The 22371-nt window shown below is 72.0% G+C and carries 22 protein-coding genes; 8 read left to right on the forward strand and 14 right to left on the reverse strand.

Annotation, left to right across the window (positions count from 1 at the left end):
* Positions 1-17 precede the first annotated feature (17 nt).
* Positions 18-1352, reverse strand: a complete 1335-nt coding sequence (locus ABTY59_RS35680; RefSeq protein WP_352023307.1) for a CynX/NimT family MFS transporter — start codon at positions 1350-1352, stop codon at positions 18-20.
* Between the two features lie 63 nt (positions 1353-1415).
* On the opposite strand from ABTY59_RS35680, the gene ABTY59_RS35685 reads away from it, so the two are divergent.
* The gene (locus tag ABTY59_RS35685) at positions 1416-2135 is read left to right on the forward strand and encodes a FadR/GntR family transcriptional regulator (protein WP_352023308.1); all 720 of its coding nucleotides are present in this window, start codon (positions 1416-1418) and stop codon (positions 2133-2135) included.
* Here the strand turns inward: ABTY59_RS35685 and ABTY59_RS35690 are convergent.
* The 3 genes from ABTY59_RS35690 to fabG all read right to left on the reverse strand — a co-directional run bounded on the left by ABTY59_RS35690 (position 2074) and on the right by fabG (position 4147).
* Positions 2074-2490, reverse strand: coding sequence for a hypothetical protein (locus tag ABTY59_RS35690; RefSeq protein ID WP_352023309.1), 417 nt, complete (start codon positions 2488-2490; stop codon positions 2074-2076). The two genes, ABTY59_RS35685 and ABTY59_RS35690, sit on opposite strands and share 62 nt — an antisense overlap.
* Positions 2491-2648: 158 nt before the next feature.
* Positions 2649-3425, reverse strand: a complete 777-nt coding sequence (fabI, locus tag ABTY59_RS35695; protein ID WP_352023310.1) for an enoyl-ACP reductase FabI — start codon at positions 3423-3425, stop codon at positions 2649-2651.
* 5 nt (positions 3426-3430) lie between these two features.
* A complete protein-coding gene (gene fabG / locus ABTY59_RS35700; protein WP_352023311.1) occupies positions 3431-4147 on the reverse strand; it encodes a 3-oxoacyl-[acyl-carrier-protein] reductase in 717 nt (238 codons plus the stop codon).
* A gap of 264 nt (positions 4148-4411) precedes the next feature.
* Between fabG and ABTY59_RS35705 the strand changes: the two genes are divergently transcribed.
* The 3 genes from ABTY59_RS35705 (at position 4412) to tyrS (ending at position 8730) form a co-directional block, all read left to right on the forward strand.
* Positions 4412-5935, forward strand: a complete 1524-nt coding sequence (locus ABTY59_RS35705; RefSeq protein WP_352023312.1) for a TldD/PmbA family protein — start codon at positions 4412-4414, stop codon at positions 5933-5935.
* An 82-nt stretch (positions 5936-6017) separates the two neighbouring features.
* The gene (locus ABTY59_RS35710; RefSeq protein ID WP_352023313.1) at positions 6018-7409 is read left to right on the forward strand and encodes a metallopeptidase TldD-related protein; all 1392 of its coding nucleotides are present in this window, start codon (positions 6018-6020) and stop codon (positions 7407-7409) included.
* A gap of 55 nt (positions 7410-7464) precedes the next feature.
* Entirely contained in the window at positions 7465-8730 is a 1266-nt protein-coding gene (gene tyrS / locus ABTY59_RS35715) for a tyrosine--tRNA ligase (protein ID WP_352023314.1), read from the forward strand.
* Positions 8731-8791: 61 nt separating this feature from the next.
* Here tyrS and ABTY59_RS35720 read toward each other — a convergent pair whose 3' ends face one another.
* Positions 8792-9067 (reverse strand): GlsB/YeaQ/YmgE family stress response membrane protein, encoded by a 276-nt coding sequence (locus ABTY59_RS35720; RefSeq protein WP_352023315.1) that lies wholly within the window; start codon positions 9065-9067, stop codon positions 8792-8794.
* Between the two features lie 169 nt (positions 9068-9236).
* Between ABTY59_RS35720 and ABTY59_RS35725 the strand changes: the two genes are divergently transcribed.
* Complete coding sequence (locus ABTY59_RS35725) at positions 9237-9563, forward strand: DUF3099 domain-containing protein (protein ID WP_352023316.1); 327 nt, start codon at positions 9237-9239, stop codon at positions 9561-9563.
* A 149-nt stretch (positions 9564-9712) separates the two neighbouring features.
* Positions 9713-9931 (forward strand): hypothetical protein, encoded by a 219-nt coding sequence (locus ABTY59_RS35730; RefSeq protein WP_352023317.1) that lies wholly within the window; start codon positions 9713-9715, stop codon positions 9929-9931.
* Here the strand turns inward: ABTY59_RS35730 and moaA are convergent.
* The 3 genes from moaA to ABTY59_RS35745 all read right to left on the reverse strand — a co-directional run bounded on the left by moaA (position 9914) and on the right by ABTY59_RS35745 (position 13050).
* A complete protein-coding gene (moaA, locus tag ABTY59_RS35735) occupies positions 9914-10903 on the reverse strand; it encodes a GTP 3',8-cyclase MoaA (protein WP_352023318.1) in 990 nt (329 codons plus the stop codon). The two genes, ABTY59_RS35730 and moaA, sit on opposite strands and share 18 nt — an antisense overlap.
* A gap of 150 nt (positions 10904-11053) precedes the next feature.
* A complete protein-coding gene (locus ABTY59_RS35740) occupies positions 11054-12679 on the reverse strand; it encodes a monocarboxylic acid transporter (protein ID WP_352023319.1) in 1626 nt (541 codons plus the stop codon).
* The gene (locus ABTY59_RS35745) at positions 12676-13050 is read right to left on the reverse strand and encodes a DUF485 domain-containing protein (RefSeq protein WP_352023320.1); all 375 of its coding nucleotides are present in this window, start codon (positions 13048-13050) and stop codon (positions 12676-12678) included. The genes ABTY59_RS35740 and ABTY59_RS35745 overlap by 4 nt, the downstream gene beginning before the upstream one ends.
* A 272-nt stretch (positions 13051-13322) precedes the next feature.
* Between ABTY59_RS35745 and ABTY59_RS35750 the strand changes: the two genes are divergently transcribed.
* On the forward strand, positions 13323-14858 hold the full coding sequence (locus ABTY59_RS35750; protein ID WP_352023321.1) for a S8 family peptidase: 1536 nt from the start codon (positions 13323-13325) through the stop codon (positions 14856-14858).
* Between the two features lie 83 nt (positions 14859-14941).
* On the forward strand, positions 14942-16243 hold the full coding sequence (locus ABTY59_RS35755; RefSeq protein WP_352023322.1) for a CoA transferase: 1302 nt from the start codon (positions 14942-14944) through the stop codon (positions 16241-16243).
* A 47-nt stretch (positions 16244-16290) separates the two neighbouring features.
* Here the strand turns inward: ABTY59_RS35755 and ABTY59_RS35760 are convergent, their stop codons facing one another.
* The 6 genes from ABTY59_RS35760 to ABTY59_RS35785 form a co-directional block, all read right to left on the reverse strand.
* Positions 16291-17334, reverse strand: coding sequence for a zinc-dependent alcohol dehydrogenase family protein (locus ABTY59_RS35760; RefSeq protein WP_352023323.1), 1044 nt, complete (start codon positions 17332-17334; stop codon positions 16291-16293).
* Positions 17335-17352: 18 nt separating this feature from the next.
* The gene (locus tag ABTY59_RS35765; RefSeq protein WP_352023324.1) at positions 17353-17985 is read right to left on the reverse strand and encodes a lysoplasmalogenase; all 633 of its coding nucleotides are present in this window, start codon (positions 17983-17985) and stop codon (positions 17353-17355) included.
* Positions 17982-18962: a sterol desaturase family protein gene (locus ABTY59_RS35770; RefSeq protein WP_352023325.1), complete on the reverse strand. Its 981-nt coding sequence runs from the start codon at positions 18960-18962 to the stop codon at positions 17982-17984. Before ABTY59_RS35770 ends, ABTY59_RS35765 begins: the two co-directional genes overlap by 4 nt.
* A 163-nt stretch (positions 18963-19125) precedes the next feature.
* Positions 19126-19839: a VIT1/CCC1 transporter family protein gene (locus ABTY59_RS35775; RefSeq protein ID WP_352023326.1), complete on the reverse strand. Its 714-nt coding sequence runs from the start codon at positions 19837-19839 to the stop codon at positions 19126-19128.
* Positions 19840-19863: 24 nt separating this feature from the next.
* Entirely contained in the window at positions 19864-21090 is a 1227-nt protein-coding gene (locus ABTY59_RS35780) for an amidohydrolase family protein (protein ID WP_352023327.1), read from the reverse strand.
* Positions 21087-22370 carry an amidohydrolase family protein gene (locus ABTY59_RS35785; protein ID WP_352023328.1) on the reverse strand — a complete coding sequence of 428 codons (1284 nt, stop codon included), beginning with the start codon at positions 22368-22370 and terminating at the stop codon, positions 21087-21089. The genes ABTY59_RS35780 and ABTY59_RS35785 overlap by 4 nt, the downstream gene beginning before the upstream one ends.
* Between the last annotated feature and the right edge of the window lies 1 nt (position 22371).

The following is a 22371-nucleotide window of genomic DNA, read 5'->3' on the forward strand; positions in this document are numbered from 1 at the left end:
GGGAACAGTCTCGCATCTCAGCATTCGTCCTCGACCGTCCGGTCCCTTCCCGCGAGGGTTCCGACGATCATCTGCGGCACCATCAGTCCGCCCATGAGGGCGATCGGCAGTCCCCAGCCGCCGCTGTGCTGGTAGAGCACGCCGACGAGGAGGGGGCCGGGGATCGAGATGAGGTAGCCGACGCTCTGCGCGAAGGCGGAGAGCCGGACGACGCCGGCGCCGGTGCGCGAGCGCATGCCGATCATCGTGAGGGCGAGCGGGAAGGAGCAGTTGGAGATGCCGAGGAGCACCGCCCAGACCCAGGCTCCGGCGGCGGGGGCGAGGAAGAGCCCGGTGTAGCCGGTGAGTCCGCACAGGCCGAGCGCGATGACGATCGGGCCCTGGTTCTTCATCCGGGTCGCGAGGCGGGGGATGACGAAGGCGAGCGGGACGCCCATGACCATGGTGACGGCGAGGAGCACGCCCGCGGTGGTGGCGGGGACGCCGGAGTCGCGGAAGATCTGCGGCATCCAGCCCATGGTGATGTAGGCGCCCGTGGCCTGGAGGCCGAAGAAGACGCCGAGCGCCCAGGCGGTGCGGCTGCGGGTGATGCGCGGCGCGGGCGCCGCGGGCGCCGTCTCGGGGGCGGCGGCCGGAGGCGTGGTGTCGCCGCCCCGGTCGCGCAGGAGCGGGAGCCAGGGCAGCACGGCGAGCGCGGCGAGGACGGCCCAGACGCCGAGGCCGAGGCGCCAGCCGCCGCCGAGGGCGTCGGTCATGGGGACGGTGGCGGCCGCGGCGACGGAGGTGCCGAGGGCGAGCGCCATGGAGTAGAGGCCGGTCATGCTGCCGACGCGGTCGGGGAAGTACCGCTTGACGATGACGGGCATCAGGACGTTGCTGACGGCGATGCCCATGAGGGCGAGGGCGCTGGCGGCGAGGAAGGCGGCGGTGCCGGTCGCGAAGGGCCTGAGGACGAGGCCGGCGAAGATCGCGGCCATGCCCGCGCAGACGACGGCGGCGGGGCCGAAGCGGCGGGCGAGGCGGGGGGCGGTGATGCCGAAGACCGCGAAGCAGAGCGGGGGGACGGAGGTGAGGACGCCGGCCACGCTGCCGCTCATGTGGAGGTCGTGGCTGACCTCTTCGAGGAGGGCGCCGAGGCTGGTGATGGCGGGCCGCAGGTTGAGGGCGGCCAGGACGAGTCCGACGGCGACGAGGCCGAGGGGCCAGGTGCGCGGCGCCGCGGCCCGGTCGGGTGCGGGAGAATCCCCGGCTGTGGTGGCGGTCGCGGCCGGGCGTGCGGTGGGCCCGGCCGGTCGTGCGGTGGTGTCCGCCGGGGTCGCGGCGGGGTCGAGGGTCTTCGGCTCGTCAGGCATGAGGCCATCATAGAATCATGGGATGATTGGTTGTCCAATCTCGAACGAATGGGAAGGCGCTCCATGGCCCTCGGTCACCCCCGGCGCACCGGTCTCTCCGATCAGGTGATCGCCGAGCTGCGGAACCAGATCACCTCCGGCGAATGGCCGGTGGGATCACGCATCCCGACCGAACCCGAGCTGGTCGAGCAGCTGGGCGTCGCCCGCAACACGGTGCGCGAGGCGGTCCGCGCGCTCGCGCACAACGGACTGCTCGACATCCGCCAGGGCTCGGGGACGTACGTCGTCGCCACCAGCGAGCTCGCGGGGGTGATGCACCGGCGCTTCGCCGGCTCCGACCCCCGGCACGTCGCCGAGCTGCGCTCCACCCTGGAGTCCGCCGCCGCCCGGTTCGCCGCCGGGCGCCGCTCGGAGCGGGACCTGAAGCAGCTGGACGCCCTGCTGCTCCGGCGCGAGGAGGCATGGGAGTCCGGGGACGCGGAGCGGTTCGTGACGGTCGACGCGGCCTTCCACCACGCGGTGGTCGCCGCCTCGGGCAACGAGGTGCTGACGGAGCTCTACGCGGACCTGGGCGATCTGCTGCGGGACTGGCTGCGCGACGACGTGGGGCAGGTGCTGCGGCCGGAGAACCACATGGACCACGCGCGCCTGGTCGACGCGATCCGCGAGGGCGACGCCGAGCGGGCGGCCACGGAGGCGGCCGGCTACCCCTTCATGTGCCTCAGGAGCCCCGTACCGGAGGAGACCCCGGAGCGGGAGCCGGATCCGCGGGCTGGTGCGTGACCCAGGCGGACCGGACCTCCTTCCAGCAGCGGCCGGTGACCCGGGCGTAGTCGGCGGGTCCGACCTCCACCGGGGCGCTGTCGCCGTCGACGTCCCACCAGCGCTCGCACTCGACGTGGAGCCGGATCCGGTCGGTGCGGGGATACGGGTTGCTGCAGTGCGCGGTGACGCGGGAGCCCTCGACGACGGTGCGGCAGGAGGCTCCGAAGTTCTCCGGATCCCCGGCCGCGGGGGTGGCGACGGGGAGGTCCTCGGCCGGGGCGGGAGCGGTCCGCAGCTCGGCGGCCGCGGCCGTCCCGGTGATCAGAAGGGCCACGGTGGCGAACGCCCCGAAGCCCCGACGTATCGCGCGCATGCCCGTACCTCCTCCCCGTCAGCAGCAGAACATCACGCTCTGCCCCAGTCTGGGGTCATTCGGGCTACTTTTCGACCCGTGCAGGAGTTGCGGAACGGCGAGGGCCGTGTGTCCGCCACCTGGGCGGACACACGGCCCTTCGTCTCGGTACCGAGCGGTCACGCGCCGATCGCGTGCAGACCACCGTCGACGTGGATGATCTCGCCCGTGGTCTTCGGGAACCAGTCGGAGAGCAGCGCGACGACACCGCGGCCGGCCGGCTCCGGGTCGGAGAGCTCCCACGCCAGCGGGGAACGGCTGTCCCAGACCGAGGCCAGCTCGCCGAAGCCCGGGATGGACTTCGCGGCCATGGAGCCGAGCGGGCCCGCCGAGATCAGGTTGCAGCGGATGTTCTGCTTGCCGAGGTCGCGCGCCATGTAGCGGCTGGTGGCCTCCAGGGCGGCCTTGGCCGGGCCCATCCAGTCGTACTGCGGCCAGGCGAACTTCGCGTCGAAGGTGAGGCCGACGACCGAACCGCCCTCGGACATCAGCGGCAGCAGCGCCATCGTCAGCGACTTCAGCGAGAAGGCCGAGACGTGCATCGCGGTGGCCACGGACTCGAACGGCGTGTTCAGGAAGTTGCCGCCGAGCGCGTCCTGCGGCGCGAAGCCGATGGAGTGGACGACGCCGTCGAGCCGGTCGCCCAGGTGCTCACGGACCTGGCCCTCCAGGCGGGCGAGGTGCTCGTCGTTCGAGACGTCGAGCTCCAGGACCTTGACGTTCTCGGGCTTGGGGAGCTTCTTGGCGATGCGCTCGGTCAGCGTCGGCCGGGGCCAGGCGGTGAGGATGATCTCCGCGCCCTGCTCCTGGGCCAGCTTCGCGGTGTGGAAGGCGATGGAGGACTCCATCAGCACACCGGTGATGAGGATGCGCTTGCCCTCGAGAATTCCGCTCATGGTGATCAGTGACCCATGCCCAATCCGCCGTCAACCGGGATGACGGCTCCAGTGATGTACGAGGCGTCGTCGGAGGCGAGGAACCTCACCGCCGCGGCGATCTCCTGCGGCTGCGCGTAGCGGCCCAGCGGCACCTGGGACACGATGCCCGCGCGCTGGTCGTCGGTGAGCACCGCGGTCATGTCGGTGTCGACGAAGCCGGGGGCGACGACGTTGAAGGTGATGTTGCGGGAGCCCAGCTCACGCGCGAGGGAGCGGGCGAAACCGACCAGGCCGGCCTTGGAGGCGGCGTAGTTGGCCTGGCCCGCGGAGCCCAGCAGACCAACGACCGAGGAGATCAGGACGACGCGGCCCTTCTTCGCGCGCAGCATCCCGCGGTTGGCACGCTTGACGACCCGGAACGTGCCCGTGAGGTTGGTGTCGAGGACGGACGTGAAGTCCTCCTCGGACATGCGCATGAGGAGCTGGTCCTTGGTCACGCCGGCGTTGGCCACGAGGACCTCGACCGGACCGTGCTTCTCCTCGATCTCCTTGTAGGCCGTCTCCACCTGCTCGGAGTCGGTGATGTCGCACTTGACGGCGAGGAGACCGAGCTTCTCGAGCTCTGCCGGGTCGCCCGAGCGGTACGTGATCGCAACCTTGTCGCCGGCCTCGGCGAACGCGCGGGCGATGGCGAGGCCGATGCCCCGGTTTCCTCCGGTGACGAGAACCGAGCGGCTCAACGGATCACCCTTTCGATAGCGGTCTGGTAGCCGAAAACCTATCGGTATCACTCCCGACATGAGCAATCGACCTCCGACAGTGGCGTACGGGCGTCGCTGTCGGATCCCTACAGCTCGGAGACGGTACGGGTCGGCTCGCCGCGCCACGGAGGGACGGGTTCCGCCGGGGGCGGTCCGCAATGCGCGGACTGGGCCGCCCGTCCCGTGATTGACTTCCCGGACAGTTCGACCGCCGTCTTCCGATCGCCGAGAGCGAGGCCGCTCGTGGTCCATCAGATCGACCCTTCGTTCGTCGCGCTGCCGTTGCGGGCGCTCGCCGACGCGGCGCTCGCCCGAGCGCGCGCGCTCGGTGCCGAGCACGCGGACTTCCGCCTGGAGCGGGTGCGCAGCGCCTCGTGGCGGCTGCGCGACGCCAAACCGTCCGGCTCCTCGGACACCACGGACCTCGGGTACGCGGTGCGGGTCGTGCACGGCGGGGCCTGGGGCTTCGCGTCGGGCGTCGACCTGACGATGGACGGGGCCGCGCGGGTCGCCTCGCAGGCGGTCGCCATGGCCAAGCTGTCGGCGAAGGTGATCGCCGCGGCGGGCTCCGCCGAGCGCGTGGAGCTGGCCGAGGAGCCGGTGCACGCGGACCGCACCTGGGTCTCCTCGTACGAGATCGACCCGTTCTCGGTGCCCGCGGAGGAGAAGAGCGCGCTGCTCGCCGACTGGAGCGCGCGGCTGCTCGGGGCGGAGGGCGTGGCCCACGTGGACGCCTCGCTGCTCACCGTCCACGAGAACAAGTTCTACGCGGACACGGCCGGCACCGTGACCACCCAGCAGCGCGTCCGGCTGCACCCGCAGCTCACGGCGGTCGCCGTGGACGAGACGACCGGCGAGTTCGACTCGATGCGGACGATCGCGCCGCCGGCCGGTCGGGGCTGGGAGTACCTGACGGGCACCGGCTGGGACTGGGACAAGGAGCTCGACGAGATCCCCGGGCTCCTCGCCGAGAAGATGCGGGCGCCGAGCGTGGAGGCCGGCCGGTACGACCTGGTCGTCGACCCGTCGAACCTGTGGCTGACGATCCACGAGTCCATCGGGCACGCCACCGAGCTGGACCGGGCGCTCGGCTACGAGGCCGCGTACGCGGGCACCTCGTTCGCCACCTTCGACCAGCTGGGCAAGCTGGCGTACGGCTCCTCGATCATGAACGTGACGGGTGACAGGACCGCCGAACACGGTCTGGCCACCGTCGGCTTCGACGACGAGGGCGTCGAGGCGCAGAGCTGGGACCTGGTGAAGGACGGCACGCTCGTCGGCTACCAGCTGGACCGGCGGATCGCGAAGCTCACGGGCCTCGGCCGGTCGAACGGCTGCGCCTTCGCCGACTCCCCCGCGCACGTGCCGGTGCAGCGGATGGCGAACATCTCGCTCCAGCCGGACCCGGGCGGTCTGTCGACGGAGGACCTGATCGGCGGGGTGGAGCGCGGCATCTACGTGGTCGGCGACCGGTCCTGGTCGATCGACATGCAGCGATACAACTTCCAGTTCACCGGCCAGCGGTTCTTCCGCATCGAGAACGGGCGGCTCGCCGGGCAGCTGCGGGACGTGGCGTACCAGGCGACGACCACGGACTTCTGGGGCTCGATGGAGCAGGTGGGCGGCCCGCAGACGTACGTGCTGGGTGGCGCCTTCAACTGCGGCAAGGCCCAGCCGGGCCAGGTCGCCGCCGTCTCGCACGGCTGCCCCTCCGCCCTCTTCCGGGGCGTCAACATCCTGAACACGACGCAGGAGGCCGGTCGATGAGCGCCCGCCACGCAATCTGCTGGGGGTCCGGGGGTCGTCCCCCGGGCAAGCACCGTCTGAACACGACGCAGGAGGCCGGTCGATGAGCCGCGTCAGCAAGCCGTACGAGATCGTCGAGCGGGCCCTTGAGCTGTCCCGCGCCGACGGGTGTGTCGTCATCGCCGACGAGGAGTCCTCGGCCAATCTGCGCTGGGCGGGGAACGCGCTCACCACGAACGGCGTGACCCGGGGCCGGACGCTCACCGTCGTCGCGACCGTCGACGGCGCCCAGGGCACCGCCTCCGGTGTCGTCTCGCGGTCCGCCGTGACCGTGGACGACCTGGAGCCCCTGGTCCGGGCCGCCGAGGCCGCGGCCCGCGCCGCAGGGCCCGCCGAGGACGCCCAGCCCCTGGTGGAGGGCGTGCCCGCCTCGCCCGACTTCACGGACGCCCCGGCGGAGACCTCCTCCGCCGTCTTCACCGACTTCGCGCCGGCGCTCGGCGAGGCCTTCGCACGCGCGCGTGCCGGCGGCCGTGAGCTGTACGGCTTCGCGAACCACGAGCTGACCTCGACCTACCTGGGCACGTCGACGGGGCTGCGGCTCCGCCACGACCAGCCGAACGGCACCCTGGAGCTCAACGCCAAGTCCCCCGACCGCTCGCGCTCGGCCTGGGCCGGGCGCTCGACCCGGGACTTCAAGGACGTCGACCCGGCCGCGCTCGACGCCGAGCTGGCGACCCGGCTCGGCTGGGCCGAGCGGAGGATCGAGCTGCCCGCCGGCCGGTACGAGACGATCCTGCCGCCGACCGCCGTGGCCGACCTGCTGATCTACCAGCTGTGGTCCTCGACGGCCCGGGACGCGGTGGAGGGCCGTACGGTCTTCTCCAAGCCCGGCGGCGGCACCCGGCTCGGCGAGACGCTCTCGCCGCTGCCGCTCACGCTGCGCAGCGACCCGAACGAGCCGGGCCTGGAGTCCGCGCCGTTCGTGATCGCGCACTCCTCCGGCGACGACTCCTCCGTCTTCGACAACGGACTGCCGGTCGGGCCGGTCGACTGGGTGAAGGCCGGCGCCCTGGCGCACCTGATCACCACCCGGCACACCGCGGGGCTTACTCGCTTGCCCGTGGCGCCGGGAGCGGGGAACCTGATCCTGGACGGCGGCGGCGAGCGCTCCCTGGAGGAGATGGTCGCCTCGACGGAGCGCGGTCTGCTGCTGACCTGCCTCTGGTACATCCGCGAGGTCGACCCGGCGACGCTGCTGCTGACCGGGCTGACCCGGGACGGCGTCTACCTCGTCGAGAACGGCGAGGTGGTCGGCGAGGTGAACAACTTCCGGTTCAACGAGTCGCCGGTGGACCTGCTGTCGCGGGCCTCGGAGGCGGGCCGGACGGAGAAGACGCTGCCGCGCGAGTGGAGCGACTGGTTCACCCGGGCCGCGATGCCCGCCCTGCGGGTGCCGGACTTCAACATGAGCTCGGTCAGCAAGGGGGTCTGACCCGCCTAGACTGGGCCGGCACGGAACTGACGACTTTCTGAGGAGACGGACGATCGTGACGGACATCGTCGACGAGCTGAAGTGGCGCGGGCTGTTCGCCCAGTCCACCGATGAGGACGCACTGCGCAAGGCTCTCGCGGACGGTCCCGTCACGTTCTATTGCGGTTTCGACCCGACCGCGGCCAGTCTCCACGTCGGCCACCTGGTCCAGGTCCTCACCGTCCGCCGGCTCCAGCAGGCCGGACACCGGCCGCTGGCGCTGGTCGGCGGGGCCACCGGGCAGATCGGGGACCCGCGCCCGACGGCCGAGCGCACCCTGAACGACCCGGAGACGGTCGCGAACTGGGTGAACCGGCTGCGCTCGCAGATCGAGCCCTTCCTCTCCTTCGAGGGGGAGAACGCGGCGGTCATGGTGAACAACCTGGACTGGACCGCCGGCATGTCGGCGATCGAGTTCCTGCGGGACATCGGCAAGCACTTCCGGGTCAACAAGATGCTGACCAAGGACTCCGTCGCCCGGCGCCTGGAGTCCGAGCAGGGCATCAGCTACACCGAGTTCAGCTACCAGCTGCTCCAGGGCATGGACTTCCTCGAGCTGTACCGCCGTTACGGCTGCACGCTCCAGCAGGGCGGCTCGGACCAGTGGGGCAACCTGGTGGCCGGCCTCGACCTGATCCACCGCCTGGAGCCGGGCGCGGAGGCGCACGCGCTGGCGACCCCGCTGATGGTGAAGGCGGACGGCACCAAGTTCGGCAAGACCGAGGGCGGGGCCGTCTGGCTGGACCCGGAGATGACCACGCCGTACGCGTTCTACCAGTTCTGGCTGAACGTGGACGACCGGGACATCTCGACGTACATGCGGATCCTGTCCTTCCTGTCCCGCGAGGAGCTGGAGGCGCTGGAGGCGCAGACCGCCGAGCGGCCGCAGGCGCGTGCCGCGCAGCGGGCGCTCGCCGAGGAGCTCACCACCCTGGTGCACGGCGCGGAGCAGTGCGCGGCCGTCATCGGCGCCTCCAAGGCGCTGTTCGGGCAGGGCGACCTGGCCGAGCTGGACGAGCCGACGCTGGCCGCCGCGCTGTCCGAGCTGCCGCACGCGCGCGTGACCGAGCTGGGCCAGGTCGTGGACCTGTTCGCCGAGGTCGGCCTGGTGGCGAGCAAGTCGGCGGCGCGCCGCACGGTGAAGGAGGGCGGGGCCTACGTGAACAACGTGAAGGTGACCGCCGAGGACGCCGAGGTGTCGGCGGAGGACCTGCTGCACGGCCGCTGGCTGGTGCTGCGGCGCGGCAAGAAGAACCTGGCGGCGATCGAGTTCGCCGGCTAGGGGAGCCATGACGGGAGGCCCGGTGGGTGCGCTGCGCGCCCACCGGGCCTCTCCTCGTTCCTCAGACGCGCTGTTTGTTGCCCTTGACCGAGGCCCACAGCATGTCTCCCACGCCGACGACGGCGACGGCCCCGATCAGCTGGAGCAGGTGCCGGGTCCAGTCGATGCCCTTGGTGTCGTTGACTCCGATCCAGGTCGCGACCGCGTTGCCGAGCACGCTGCCGAGAATGCCGAACACGGTCGTCAGCCACAGCGGGATCTGCTGCTTCCCGGGCAGGATCGCCTTCGCGATCAGACCGAGGACGAATCCCACGATGATCGCCCACAACCAACTCATCGTCGCCTCCTAGTGCGCATGTGGGCCCAGTCTCGGCCCATGCGCCATACGGCGCATGTCGGACAGCGCCGTACGTGCCCCGGTCTCGTCGTCCCGGAGGGGCGGGCGTACGGTGGAGCGAGGTCCGGACCGGGGAGGCTCCGGCACGAGCGGTGGGTGGTGGACGGTGATGCCGAAGCGTGGCGGGACCGAGGTCTTCCGGATCACGGGGGCCCGGCAGGGACTCGCCGACGACGTCCGGGGACGGCAGCGGCGCTACGTCATCTCGATGACGGTGCGGACGCTCTCCGTGATCGCCGCGGCGGTCCTGTGGAACATCGAGCGGCACGTCGCCTTCGTGGCCCTGGGCCTGGGCATCCTGCTGCCGTACGTCGCGGTGGTGATCGCCAACGCGGGACGCGAGACGTCTCCGTCCCTTCCCTCCACCTTCGTCCCGGCTCCGGTGCGTCTGGAGCTCGACGCCCCGAACCTCAAGAGAAGCTCAGATCAATCATGACGATCCGGTGCACCGCACCCCATGTGCCGTGACATACTGCCTACGCGCTCCGCATCCCCCGTCGGAGCGACGGACCGATGCCGGGCAGCTCCCCCCGTGGCTGCCCGGCATCGCTGTTGCTGGACAATGATCGTGTGATCAATGGTCCCGTGAGCGAAGACAAGCCGATCTGTTCCGCCAAGGGGTGCCGCGCCGACGCCGTCTGGGTCCTCGCGTGGAACAACCCCAAGGTCCACACGCCCGAGCGGCGCAAGACCTGGCTCGCGTGCGAGGAGCACCGCGAGCACCTCTCCCAGTTCCTGGGGGTACGGGGCTTCCTGAAGGACGTCGTGCCCTTCGGCGACTGGGACTCAGCCGCCGATGGCTGACATCGGGCGCTCGGGCTGGAGGAAGCTCGGGTCGTCGAGGCCGGACCCGGCCTTCTTCCCCCACATCGCCTTCTTCCAGAGCTCCGCGACCGCCGTGTCCGGGGCGTCCGAGCGCAGCGCCGCCCGCAGGTCCGTCTCCTCGGTGGCGAACAGGCAGGTGCGGACCTGACCGTCCGCGGTGAGACGGGTGCGGTCGCAGGCCCGGCAGAACGGGCGGGTGACGGAGGCGATGACGCCGACCGTGTGCGCCCCGCCGTCGACGGTCCAGCGCTCGGCGGGGGCGGAGCCGCGCTCCTCCGAGCCCTCCGGCGTCAGGGTGAAGCGGGTGCGCAGGGACTCCAGGATGTCCCCGGCGGTGATCATGCCGTCGCGCTTCCAGCCGTGCTGGGCGTCGAGGGGCATCTGCTCGATGAAGCGCAGCTCGTACCCCTCCTCGATCGCCCAGGCGAGCAGGTCGGGGGCCTCGTCGGCGTTGAGCCCGGGCATCAGGACGGCGTTGACCTTGACGGGGGTGAGGCCGGCCTCGCGGGCTGCGGCCATGCCGTCGAGGACGTCCTGGTGACGGTCGCGCCGGGTGAGGGTCTTGAAGACCTCGGGGCGCAGGGTGTCCAGGGAGACGTTGACCCGGTCGAGGCCGGCCGCCTTGAGGGCGGCGGCGGTGCGCTTGAGCCCGATGCCGTTGGTCGTGAGGGACATCCGGGGGCGGGGCTCCAGGGCGGCGCAGCGCTCGACGATCCCGACGAGGCCGGGGCGGAGCAGCGGCTCGCCGCCGGTGAAGCGGACCTCGGTGACGCCGAGGTCGGTGACCGCGATGCGGATCAGGCGGACGATCTCGTCGTCGGTGAGGAGGTCCGGCTTGGCGAGCCACTGGAGGCCCTCCTCCGGCATGCAGTACGTGCAGCGCAGATTGCAGCGGTCCGTGAGCGAGACGCGCAGGTCAGTGGCCACTCGGCCGTATGTGTCGATGAGCACTGTGGGCCCCCTCCCCGGATTCCGGATGCGTGTGTTCCGAGCCTACGTGAGGGCACGGACAACGAGCAGGGCAGATTGTCACGAGGACCGGCGAGGCCGCGTCGTAGAACTCTACGACGCGGCCGCCGGAGGGTGGTGGAACGTATACGGTCAGTGCGCTCCGACCCCGGTGAGGGACTTGACCTCCAGCTCCGCGTACTTGCCCTTGTCCGGCTCCTCCTTGGAGAGGACCGAGCCGAGCCAGCCGAGCAGGAAGCCGAGCGGGATGGAGACGATTCCGGGGTTCTCCAGCGGGAACCAGTAGAAGTCCACCGTCTTGAACATCGACGTGGGCTTGCCGGAGACGACCGGCGAGAAGAGCACGAGGACGACGGCGGAGACCAGACCGCCGTAGATCGACCACAGCGCGCCCCGGGTGGTGAAGCGCTTCCAGAAGAGCGAGTAGAGGATCGTCGGCAGGTTCGCCGAGGCGGCGACCGCGAAGGCGAGGGCGACCAGGCCGGCGACGTTGAGGTCGCGGGCGAGGGCGCCGAGGGCGATGGAGACGATGCCGATGAGGACGGTGGCCCAGCGGGCGGCCCGTACCTCCTCCTTCTCCGTGGCCTCCCCGCGCCGGATGACGTTGGCGTAGATGTCGTGGGCGAAGGACGAGGAGGAGGCCAGGGTCAGTCCTGCGACGACGGCGAGGATGGTCGCGAAGGCGACGGCGGAGATGACGGCGAGGAGGATCGCGCCGCCGGTGGAGCCGGGTCCGCCGCCGATCTCCAGGGCCGCGAGCGGGGCTGCGGTGTTGCCGGCCTTGTTGGAGGCGACGATGTCGCTGTTCTTGAGGAGCGCGGCGGCGCCGAAGCCGAGGACGATCGTCATCAGGTAGAAGGCGCCGATGATGCCGATGGCCCAGTTCACGGACTTACGGGCGGCCTTGGCGGTCGGCACCGTGTAGAAGCGGATCAGGATGTGCGGCAGGCCGGCGGTGCCGAGGACGAGCGCGATGCCGAGCGAGAGGAAGTCCAGCTTGGAGGTGGCGGTGGCGCCGTACTTGAGGCCGGGCTCCAGGAAGGCCGCGCCCTTGCCGCTGTTGGTGGCCGCTGCGCCGAGCAGCTCCGAGACGTTGAAGTGGAACTTCAGGAGGATGAGGAAGGTGATGAGGAGGGTGCCCGCGATGAGCAGGACCGCCTTGACCATCTGCACCCAGGTGGTGCCCTTCATGCCGCCGATCGTCACGTACACGATCATCAGCAGGCCGACCAGGGCGACGATCGCGACCTTGCCGCCGTCGCTGGTGATGCCGAGGAGCAGCGAGACGAGGACGCCGGCGCCCGCCATCTGGGCGAGCAGGTAGAAGATCGAGACGACGATCGTGGAGGTGCCGGCGGCGGTGCGGACGGGACGCTGGCGCATCCGGTAGGCGAGGACGTCGCCCATGGTGAACCGGCCCGAGTTGCGCAGCGGTTCGGCGACCAGGAGCAGGGCGACGAGCCAGGCGACGAGGAAGCCGATGGAGTAGAGGAAGCCGTCGTAGCCGAAGAGGGCGATGGCTCCGGCGATGCCGAGGAAGGACGCCGCGGACATGTAGTCGCCGGAGATCGCGAGGCCGTTCTGGAAGCCGGTGAACTGCCGTCCGCCGGCGTAGAAGTCGGCGGCGCTGCGGGTCTGGCGGCCGGCCCAGACCGTGATGGCGAGGGTGGCGAGGACGAAGGCGCCGAAGAGGGCGATGATCAGGGGCCGGTGCTCGGTGGTGGCGTTGCCGGCCGCGAGCAGGACGGGGGTGCTCATGCGTCGCCCTCCATACGGTGTCTGATGGCCTCGGCCTTGGGGTCGAGGCGGTTCGCCGCGTGCCGCGAGTAGAGCCAGGCGATGAGGAACGTGGTGAGGAACTGGCCGAGGCCGAGGACGAGGGCCACGTTGATGTTGCCGAACACCTTGGTGCCCATGAAGTCGCCCGCGTAGTTGGAGAGCAGCACGTACAGCAGGTACCAGGCGATGAAGGCCAGGGTGAGGGGGAAGGCGAAGGAGCGGTACGTGCGGCGGAGTTCACCGAACTCCGCGCCCTCCTGCACCTCGATGAACTGCTCCGTGGTGGGCGACGCGGGACCCTGGTCGGTCTCCGTGCCGTTTCTGGGCGGCGGCGGTGCTTCGGTAGCCACGGAATCTCCTCGTGACGCGGGGGCGGACGGCATGGACAAGGGGGCCTCACCAGGGGTGCGGGAAGCGGGGCGCCGAGCGGAGCCCCTCCCCTGTCCAACGGCACGGGGCCGGAAGCGACGCGGTTCATGCGAGGGATTTCCTTGAACATATCTTCATGAAGTCTTCTCAACTCATTGAAGGTTCGGGAAGATCAGCGATAGCTTCACTCGTCATGCACCTGTTCGTGCGCAAACCCGCGCTGGACAGTACATACGGATGATGTGGAGAACCCATGGCTCATCTGGGATCGAGGCGCGGCCGAGCTCTCGCTCTGCCGGTTGGTCTCGCGCTCACGGCCTCGCTCGGCTTCCTCGCCCCCGGCGCCGCCTCCGCCGCGGAACTGAGCGACGCTCCGGCCACCGTGGCCACGAACGGCCCGAAGCTCTCGTACGTCGTCAACGTCGCGGGCGGCCGCTGGACCGCCGCCTCGGTGAAGAAGGCGATCGCCGCCGCCGGCGGCGAGGTGGTCATCTCGTACGACCAGATAGGCGTGATAGTCGTCCACTCGCAGAACCCCGAGTTCGCGAAGACGATCCGTCAGGCGCGTGGTGTGGTGTCGGCCGGTTCGACCCGGACCGCCCCGCTCTCCGTCCAGTCCGACGACTCCGTCGACGAGGGCGCGCAGTCGCTGTCCGCCGCCGAGGCGAAGGCCGCCGCGGCCCGCGCGACGGACGAGCAGGACCCGCTGGAGCCCCTGCAGTGGGACCTCCCGGCGATCAAGGCCGACAAGGCCCACCAGAAGACGCTCGGCAGCAAGCGCGTCACCGTCGGCATCATCGACACCGGCGTGGACGACACCCACCCGGACCTGGCGCCGAACTTCAACGCCGCCGCGTCCGCCAACTGCGTCTCCGGCAAGCCGGACACGACCGCCGGCTCGTGGCGTCCGAACCCAGGCGAGAGCGACCACGGCACGCACGTCGCGGGCACCATCGGCGCGGCGAAGAACGGCGTCGGCGTCACCGGTGTCGCGCCGGGCGTGAAGCTCGCGGGCATCAAGGTGTCCACCCCGGACGGCTTCTTCTACACCGAGGCCGTGGTCTGCGGCTTCGTGTGGGCGGCCGAGCACGGCGTCGACATCACGAACAACAGCTACTACACCGACCCGTGGATGTTCGCCTGCAAGAACGACGAGGACCAGAAGGCCCTCATCGAGGCGGTCACCCGCGCGACCCGCTACGCGGAGCGCAAGGGCACGGTCAACGTCGCCGCGGCCGGCAACTCGTCCTTCGACCTCGCCGCCGACTCGATCGTCGACAACAGCAGCCCGAACGACACCACTCCGGGCGACCGGGTCATCGACCCGAAGGAGTGCTTCGACTACCCGGCCCAGCTGCCGGGCGTCGTGACGGTCTCCGCGACCGGTGCCAAGGACCTCAAGGCGTCCTACTCCAACTACGGTCTCGGTGTCATCGACATCGCCGCCCCCGGCGGTGACCGCACCGAGTACCAGACGCCGGACGCCCCGGCGGTCAACGGCCGCATCCTGTCGACCACGGTCAACGGCGGCTACAACTACAAGGCCGGTACGTCGATGGCCTCGCCGCACGCGGCGGGCGTCCTGGCGCTCCTCAAGTCGACGCACCCCCACGCGAGCCCGGCGGCGCTGAAGGCGCTGCTGTACGCGCAGGCCGACGACCGCGCCTGCACGAACCCGTACGACATCAACGGTGACGGCAAGGTCGACGCCGTCTGCGAGGGTGGCAAGAACAAGAACGGCTTCTACGGGGCCGGTCTGATCGACGCGCTCGACGCCGTGCGCCGCTGATCGCGCGGCCCGGTGAGGGAGGGCCCCGGTGTGGTGTGCCACACCGGGGCCCTTCGCGTGGCACTGAGTGCCAGACTGCGGTCATGGACAACACAGTGCGTACAGGTACGGAGTTGCTGTGGTCGGCCCTGGGCGGCGATCCCGCCCTCGTCGACCGGGTCGCGTACGGCGGGGTCTCCGGGCTGCTGCCCGCGCGGCTGCCCGTGATGGACCTGGCCAGGGCCGCCGTCGCGGTCTGCTCGCTCGCGGCGGTGGAGCACGCCGGGCTCACGGGGCCGGTGCGGGTGGACGACGGGGCCGTCGCCACCGCCTTCGTGAGCGAGCGCCATCTGCGGGTCGACGGGCGGGCGCCGGTGAGCTTCGCGCCCCTCTCCCGGTTCTGGCGGGCGGCCGACGGCTGGGTCCGCACGCACGCCAACTACCCGCACCACAAGGCCGCGTTGCTCGCGGCCCTGGACGCCGCCGACTCCGTGGAGGCCGTCGCCGGGGCGATCGGCGAGCGGAAGGCCGTCGACGTCGAGACGGCGGTGTACGCGGCCGGGGGCCTGGCCGTCGCCCTGCGCACGCCCGAGGAGTGGGCGGCGGGCGAACAGGGCCGGGAGGTGGCGGCGCGACCGCTGCTGACCCGGGAGCGGCTGGACGGGGCGGCGCCGCGGGCCACGGACGGGCGGCCGCTGCGGGTGCTGGACCTGACCCGGGTGATCGCCGGGCCGGTCGCGACCCGGACCCTCGCGCTGCTCGGCGCGGACGTGCTGCGGATCGACCCGCCGGGCAACCCCGAACTCCCCGACCAGCACGCGGACACGGACGTCGGCAAGCGGACGGCGGCGCTGGACCTGGAGCGCCCCTCGGACCGGCGCACCTTCGACGAACTCCTCGACTCCGCCGACGTGCTGGTCACCGGCTACCGTCCCGGCGCGCTCGACCGGTTCGACCTCGAACGCCCCGGCCTGGTGACCGCCCGGCTCTCCGCCTGGGGCGACTACGGGCCGTGGGGCGGGCGGCGCGGCTTCGACTCCCTGGTGCAGGTGGCGACGGGGATCGCGGCGACGGAGGGCACGCCCGCGGAGCCCGGCGCGCTGCCGGCGCAGGCGCTGGACCACGGGACGGGGTATCTGCTCGCGGCGGCGGTGCTGCGGTCGCTCACGGAGCAGCGCGCGGAGGGCGGCAGCCGGCTCGTCCGCCTGGCCCTCGCCCAGACGGGCCACTGGCTGACGCGGACGCTGCCGCGGTACGAGCCGGAGCGGTACGTCACCGAGTCGCGGGGCCCGCTGGGCCACCTGCGGCACGCGCTGTCGCCGGTGTCGTACGAGGGCGGGCCGACGGGCTGGTCGCGGCCGCCGGGCCTCGCGGGGGCGGACGCGCCGGAGTGGGCCGAGGGCTGAGGCGGGGCCGGCCGGACCCCTCGGGAAGGGGTCCGGCCGGACACGGCCTACGGCTTGACCAGGACCTTCAGGGCCGTGCGGTCGTCCATCGCCTGGTAGCCGGAGGGGACTCCGTCCAGGCCGACCGTCAGGTCGAAGACCGGGGACGGGTCGATCGTGCCGGCCAGGACGTCCGGGAGGAGCTCCGGGATGTACGCGCGGACGGGGGCGACGCCGCCGCGCAGCGCGATGTTGCGGTCGAACATGACGGACAGGTCCAGGCCGGTGCCGCTGCCGTGCGGGACGCCGACGTAGCCGATCGAACCGCCGTCGCGGGCGATCGCGACGGCCGTGCGCATGGACTGCTCGGTGCCGACGGCCTCGATGACGCCGTGGGCGCCCTGGCCGCCGGTCAGCTCGCGCACCGCGGCCTCGGCGGCCTCGCCGCGCTCGGCGACGACGTCGGTGGCGCCGAAGGCGCGCGCGATGTCCGTGCGGGCGGTGTGGCGGCCCAGCGCGATGATCCGCTCGGCGCCGAGCCGCTTCGCGGCGAGGACGCCGCAGAGGCCGACGGCCCCGTCGCCGACGACGGCGACCGTGGAGCCCTTGGTGACACCCGCGCCGAGGGCCGCGTGGTGGCCGGTGCCCAGGACGTCCGAGAGGACGAGCAGCGCGGTGAGGAGCCGGTCGTCGCCGGCCGCTTCGGCCGGGAGCTTCACCAGGGTGCCGTCGGCGAAGGGCACGCGGACGGCCTCGCCCTGGCCGCCGTCGGAGCCGACCGAGCCCCAGAAGCCGCCGCGCGGGCAGGAGGTCTGGAGGCCCTCGGCGCAGTACTCGCAGGTGCCGTCGGACCAGACGAAGGGGGCGACGACGAGGTCGCCCGCGGCGAAGCCGGTGACGTCGGAGCCGGCCGCCTCGACGATGCCGAGGAACTCGTGACCGATGCGCTGGCCGGGCTGCCGGGCGGACTCGCCGCGGTAGGCCCACAGGTCGCTGCCGCAGATGCAGGCGCGCAGGACCCGCAGGACGACGTCGGTGGGCTCCTGGATCACGGGGTCGGGCACGTCCTCCACGCGCATGTCGAACGGGGCGTGGATGGTGGTGGCGCGCATGGGGGGCGGTCCTCGCTGTCAGACGGTTGTACGACGTTCACCGTACATCGCGCGGAGCGTTCCCGCCGTCAGCAGGTACTGCGCCGCGATGTAGGTCAGCATGACCCAGAAGTCGGGCGCGGGCAGCTGGGGCCAGTCGGCGACCCCGGTGGCGATGAGGGTGTCCGAGAGCAGGAACAGGGCCCCGCCCAGACCGGCCGTGAGCCCGAGGGCGCTGGAGCGGTAGGCCATCGCCGTGAGCAGCAGGGAGTACCCGGCGACGGGGATCCGCAGCTCGGCGGGCAGGTCGGGCCAGAGGAGCACGACGGTGCCGGCGAGCACGGCCGCGTACAGGGCGCCGAGCGCCGGGGACGTACGCCTGCGGCCGAAGAGGACCAGGTAGCAGACGTGTCCGGCGGCGAAGGAGGCCATGCCGAGGAGGAAGGCCCCGTCGGCGTCGGAGAGCAGCAGGACGTCGCCGCCCCAGCCGAACAGGAGCGCCGCGGTGAGCGGCCCCGGGGCCCCGCGGGTCACGGCGTACGCGGCGAGCAGGGGCATCAGGAGCGGTTTGGCGATCTGGTGGCCGGGCTCGGCACCGGCGAGCAGGGAGCCCAGGTCGACGGCGGCCGCGAGCGCGAAGGCGGCGAGCAGGACGCGGGAGGAGGTCTTCACGCGGCGGCCTCCGGAGCGGCGGCGGTCCCGGGAGCGGCGGTCCCCGGTGCGGCGGTCCCCGATGCGGCGGTCCCCGGTGCGGCGTTCCCCGGTGCGGCGTTCCCCGGTGCGGCGGTCCCCGGTGCGGCGGTCCCCGGTGCGGCCTGGGGCGCCGGCTGCCAGCCGGGCCCGCGGAAGACCCGCCCGGCCCGCTCGCGCCAGCCGTGGGCGGCGCGCAGGTCGCGGGCGATGGCGACGTACTCGTGAGTGGCGACGCGCAGCGGGTTGTAGGTCTCGATGTTCTTGGTGAGCCCGTAGACGGGCCGCTCGGTCTCGCCGGTCCAGGAGCCGAACAGCCGGTCCCAGAGGATGAGGATGCCGCCGAAGTTCCGGTCCAGGTAGCCGCCCTGGGAGGCGTGGTGGACGCGGTGGTGCGAGGGGGTGTTGAGGACGTACTCGAACGGCCGGGGCAGCTTGTCGACGCGCTCGGTGTGGATCCAGAACTGGTAGACGAGGTTGACCGAGTAGCAGAAGGCGAGGGCGGCCGGGTGGACGCCGAGGGCGATCATCGGCAGGTAGAACGGCCAGCCCGTGACGCCGGTCCACGGCTGGCGCAGGGCGGTGCTGAGGTTGAACTTCCGGCTGCTGTGGTGGACGACGTGGCAGGCCCACAGGATGCGGACGACGTGGTGGCCGCGGTGCTGCCAGTAGTAGAGGAAGTCCTGCGCGAGCAGCATGAGCGGGATCGTCCACCAGAGGACGGGGACGCGGAGCGGGGTCAGCTCGTAGACGGCGGTGTAGAGCGCGACCACGGGGATCTTCCACAGTGCGTCGAAGAAGAGGCTGCCCAGGCCCATGCCGATGCTGGTGGCGGCGTCCTTGGCCTCGTACCCGGCGGCGTCCTCGTCGGGGTGGATCCGGTGGCTGACCATCTCGACGACGGTGAGCAGGACGAACGCCGGTATGGACCAGAGCACGACATCGGGCAGGTGCGGCATGACGACGACGGTAGAGGCGGCGGGCGGACGCGACTAGACGTGATTACTTACAAGTAAGTGAGACGACTTGTCAGCAAGCTTTGGCACCTTCCGACAACGAGGGAGCGGCTCCTAGGGGGCGTTTCGAAAGTCCTGGTGCTGTGCGGGACTTCCGAAACACCCCCTAGACCCCCGCCGCCCCCAGCAGCGAGCCGGCCGCGTAGGTCACGCCCATCGCGAGTGCTCCGCCCGCCGCGTTGCGGAGGATCGCCGGGCCCGCGGGGGCGGCGCCGAGGCGGGCGCTCCACCAGCCGGTGAAGGCGAGGGCGGCGAGGACGGAGAGGACCGTGACCCAGAGGCGGGCGGAGGGCGGCGGAAGGACGATCGCGAGCAGCGGGAGCAGGGCGCCGACGGTGAACGCGAGGAAGCTGGCGCCGGCCGCGTGCCAGGGGTCGGTGAGGGCGTCGGGGTCGATTCCCAGCTCCACGCGCGCGTGGGCGCGGAGCGCGTCGCGGGCGGTGAGCTGTTCGGCGGCCTCGCGGGCCACGTCCGGGGAGAGGCCGCGGGAGGCGAGCAGGCCGGCCAGCTCGGCGAGCTCGGCCTCGGGCCGTTCCCGCAGTTCCCGCTTCTCCTGGGCCAGCGCGGCCTTCTCGGAGTCGCGCTGGCTGGAGACGGAGACGTACTCCCCCGCCGCCATCGACATCGAGCCGGCGAGCAGCCCCGAGAGGCCGGCCGTGAGCAGGGCCGCCCGGTCCTCGGTGGCCCCGGCGACGCCGACGACGAGGCCGGCGGTGGAGACGACGCCGTCGTTGGCTCCGAGCACGGCCGCCCGGAGCCAGTTGAGACGGGAGCCGAGGCCGCCGCCGTGGGCCTCGTCGTGTGCGGGGGCTTCAGTCACCCCAGGAGGGTCGCACCCGTCGCGTCACCAGACGCGGACCGACCCGCCCGGGGCGAAGGCCGGGCTGGTGGCGCCCTCGGGGACCTTCTCCAGGGGCGCGGCGATCTCCTCGACGGTCGGGCCGTGGACGGCGGCGAGCCGGTCGAGGAGGGCGAGGTCGAAGCCGTAGACGCGGGCCGCGTTCCCGCCGGCCATGGCGGCGACCTCCTCCCGGGGCAGGCCCGCGTAGGCGATGCGGAGGCCTTCGCGGGAGTACGGGGTGGTGCCCTCGTCGTGCGGGTAGTCGCTGCCCCACATGATCTTGTCGAGGCCGATCCGGTCGCGCAGCGGCACCTCGTGGGGGCGCATGAAGCTCGCGCCGACGAAGCAGTTGTCCCGCCAGACCTCCTTGGGGCCCTTGCCCATGGACTCGGCGAGGCCGGCCCCGAACTTGGACTCGGCGGTGGCGGCCCGTGTCGCGGCCGACACCAGCCGCCGGTGGTAGTACTCCAGCATGTCGAGGACGCCCGGGATCCAGCCGGAGCCCTGTTCGGTCAGGACCAGCTTGAGCCCCGGATGGCGCCGGAACGCGCCGCCGAAGATCAGGTGCCACAGGGCGCGGTGGGAGAACCAGGTGGTCTCCACCATGAACACGGCCCGGGCGGCCGGTTCGTCGCCGAGCGGTGGCGAGGCGGAGCCGCCGTGGTGGTTGACCGGGACGTCGAGCTCGGCGCAGACCGCCCAGATCGGGTCGTACGCCTCGGAGTACAGCTCGGGGACGGGCGAGCCCGGCGGGACACCGGGCAGCAGGATGCCGCCGGTGAGACCGGCCTCGCGGGCGCGGCGGATCTCCGCGACCGCCGCGTCCACGTCGTTGAGCAGGATCTGCGCCACGCCGGCCCTGCGTCCCGGGGCGTCGGCGCAGAAGTCGGCCAGCCAGCGGTTGTGCGCCTGGAGCCCGGCCCAGCGCTGCTCGTACTCGGCGCGGGTGGGCGGCTGGGCCATCAGGGAGGCCTTGGGGAAGAACGGCGGGATGGTGTTGGGGAAGACGACCTCGGCGACGATGCCGTCCGCCTCCAGTTCGCGCAGCCGGCGCTGCGAGTTCCAGTTGCGGTCCGCGGTGTCGGCGAGGAGGTCCTCGTAGGGGTTGACGTAGGTCGCCGCCCAGGCGTCGAAGTCGTCGTGGTGCCTCTTCTCCAGGTACGGCTTGTAGTCGAGGAGGTCGGCGCCGGCGTGGCAGTCGGCGGAGACGACGGTGTAGCGGTCCGTCACGGGTTCACCCCCAGGACGGGGAAGTCGTGCTCGGTGAGCCAGTGCCGGCCGACCTCGCGGGAGCGGGCCCAGGAGGCCTCGACGGCCGCCTGGTCGGCGGGCTGGCCGAGGTCGGCGGGGGTGGGGCCGATCCGGCGGGCGACCGGGTCCAGCGCGCCGACGTCGAATCCGAAGACCTCGGCGGCGGCGAGGCCCAGCATCCGCCGGGTCTCCTCGACGGGGATGTCGTGGAAGGTCTTCCGCAGCCACGCGCGCGTGTCGGGCCAGGTGCCCTCCGGATGCGGGAAGTCCGAGCCCCACAGGATGTTGTCGACGCCGATCTCGTACCGCTGCGCGAGTTCCCGCCGCTTGGTGTTGGTGGCGCAGACGAAGACCTGGCGGTCCAGGTACTCGCTGGGCGGGCGCTTCAGCTCCGCGAACGGGGACAGCTTCTTGCCGCCGTGCGCGCCCAGGTAGAGCCGGTCCATGAACCAGAGCAGGTTCGGCAGCCACCAGCAGCCGGACTCGGCGACCCCGAACCGCAGGCCGGGGTGGCGCTCGAAGACGCCCGACCAGAGGAGGAACCACAGCGGCCTGGCCGGCCACCAGGTGACCTCGGAGACGTAGATCCCGAGGTGGTCGCCGTACTCCTCGCGCGGTGCCGCCCCGGAGTGGGTGACGACGGGCATGCCGGTCTCGGCGGCGGCGGCCCACACCGGGTCGTAGCGCCGGTCGTGGTAGGGCGCCTTGTCGACCCACATGGAGGGGATCATGAGCGCGCCGAGCCCGGAGTCCTTGGCGCGGTGGATCTCGGCGACGACCTCGTGGACGTCGGCGGTGACGGGCAGGAGCGCGACCCCGCGGTGCCGGTGCGGGTTCGCGGAGACGAACTCGGCGAGCCAGCGGTTGTGCGCCTTCGCGCCCGCCATGCCGAGCTCCGGGTCCTGGTCGCCGGAGAGCCCGAGGCCGACGCCGAAGGGTGCGGCGGTCTGGCTGTCGACGGCGTCCGCGTCGGGGAAGACGACCTCGCCGGCCACGCCGTCGCCGTCGAGCTCCTTGATGCGCTGCGCGGGGTCCCAGCCGCCGCGCAGGCCTTCCTCGTTGTCGCTGAACCACTTGTTCGCGAAGGCCTCGTTGCGCACGCCGAGCCGGGTCATGGCCTCCCGGCGGGCCTCGCGTCCGGCGAGGAAGTCGTCGAAGTCCCGGTGGAAGCGGGGGTCGAGATAGGGCCGGTACTCCTCGGTCGGCAGACCGGCGTGGCAGTCGGAGGAGATGATCAGATACGGGTCCTCAAAGCTCATG

This window comes from Streptomyces sp. NPDC096079, from assembly GCF_040303145.1.
Lineage (GTDB): Bacteria > Actinomycetota > Actinomycetes > Streptomycetales > Streptomycetaceae > Streptomyces.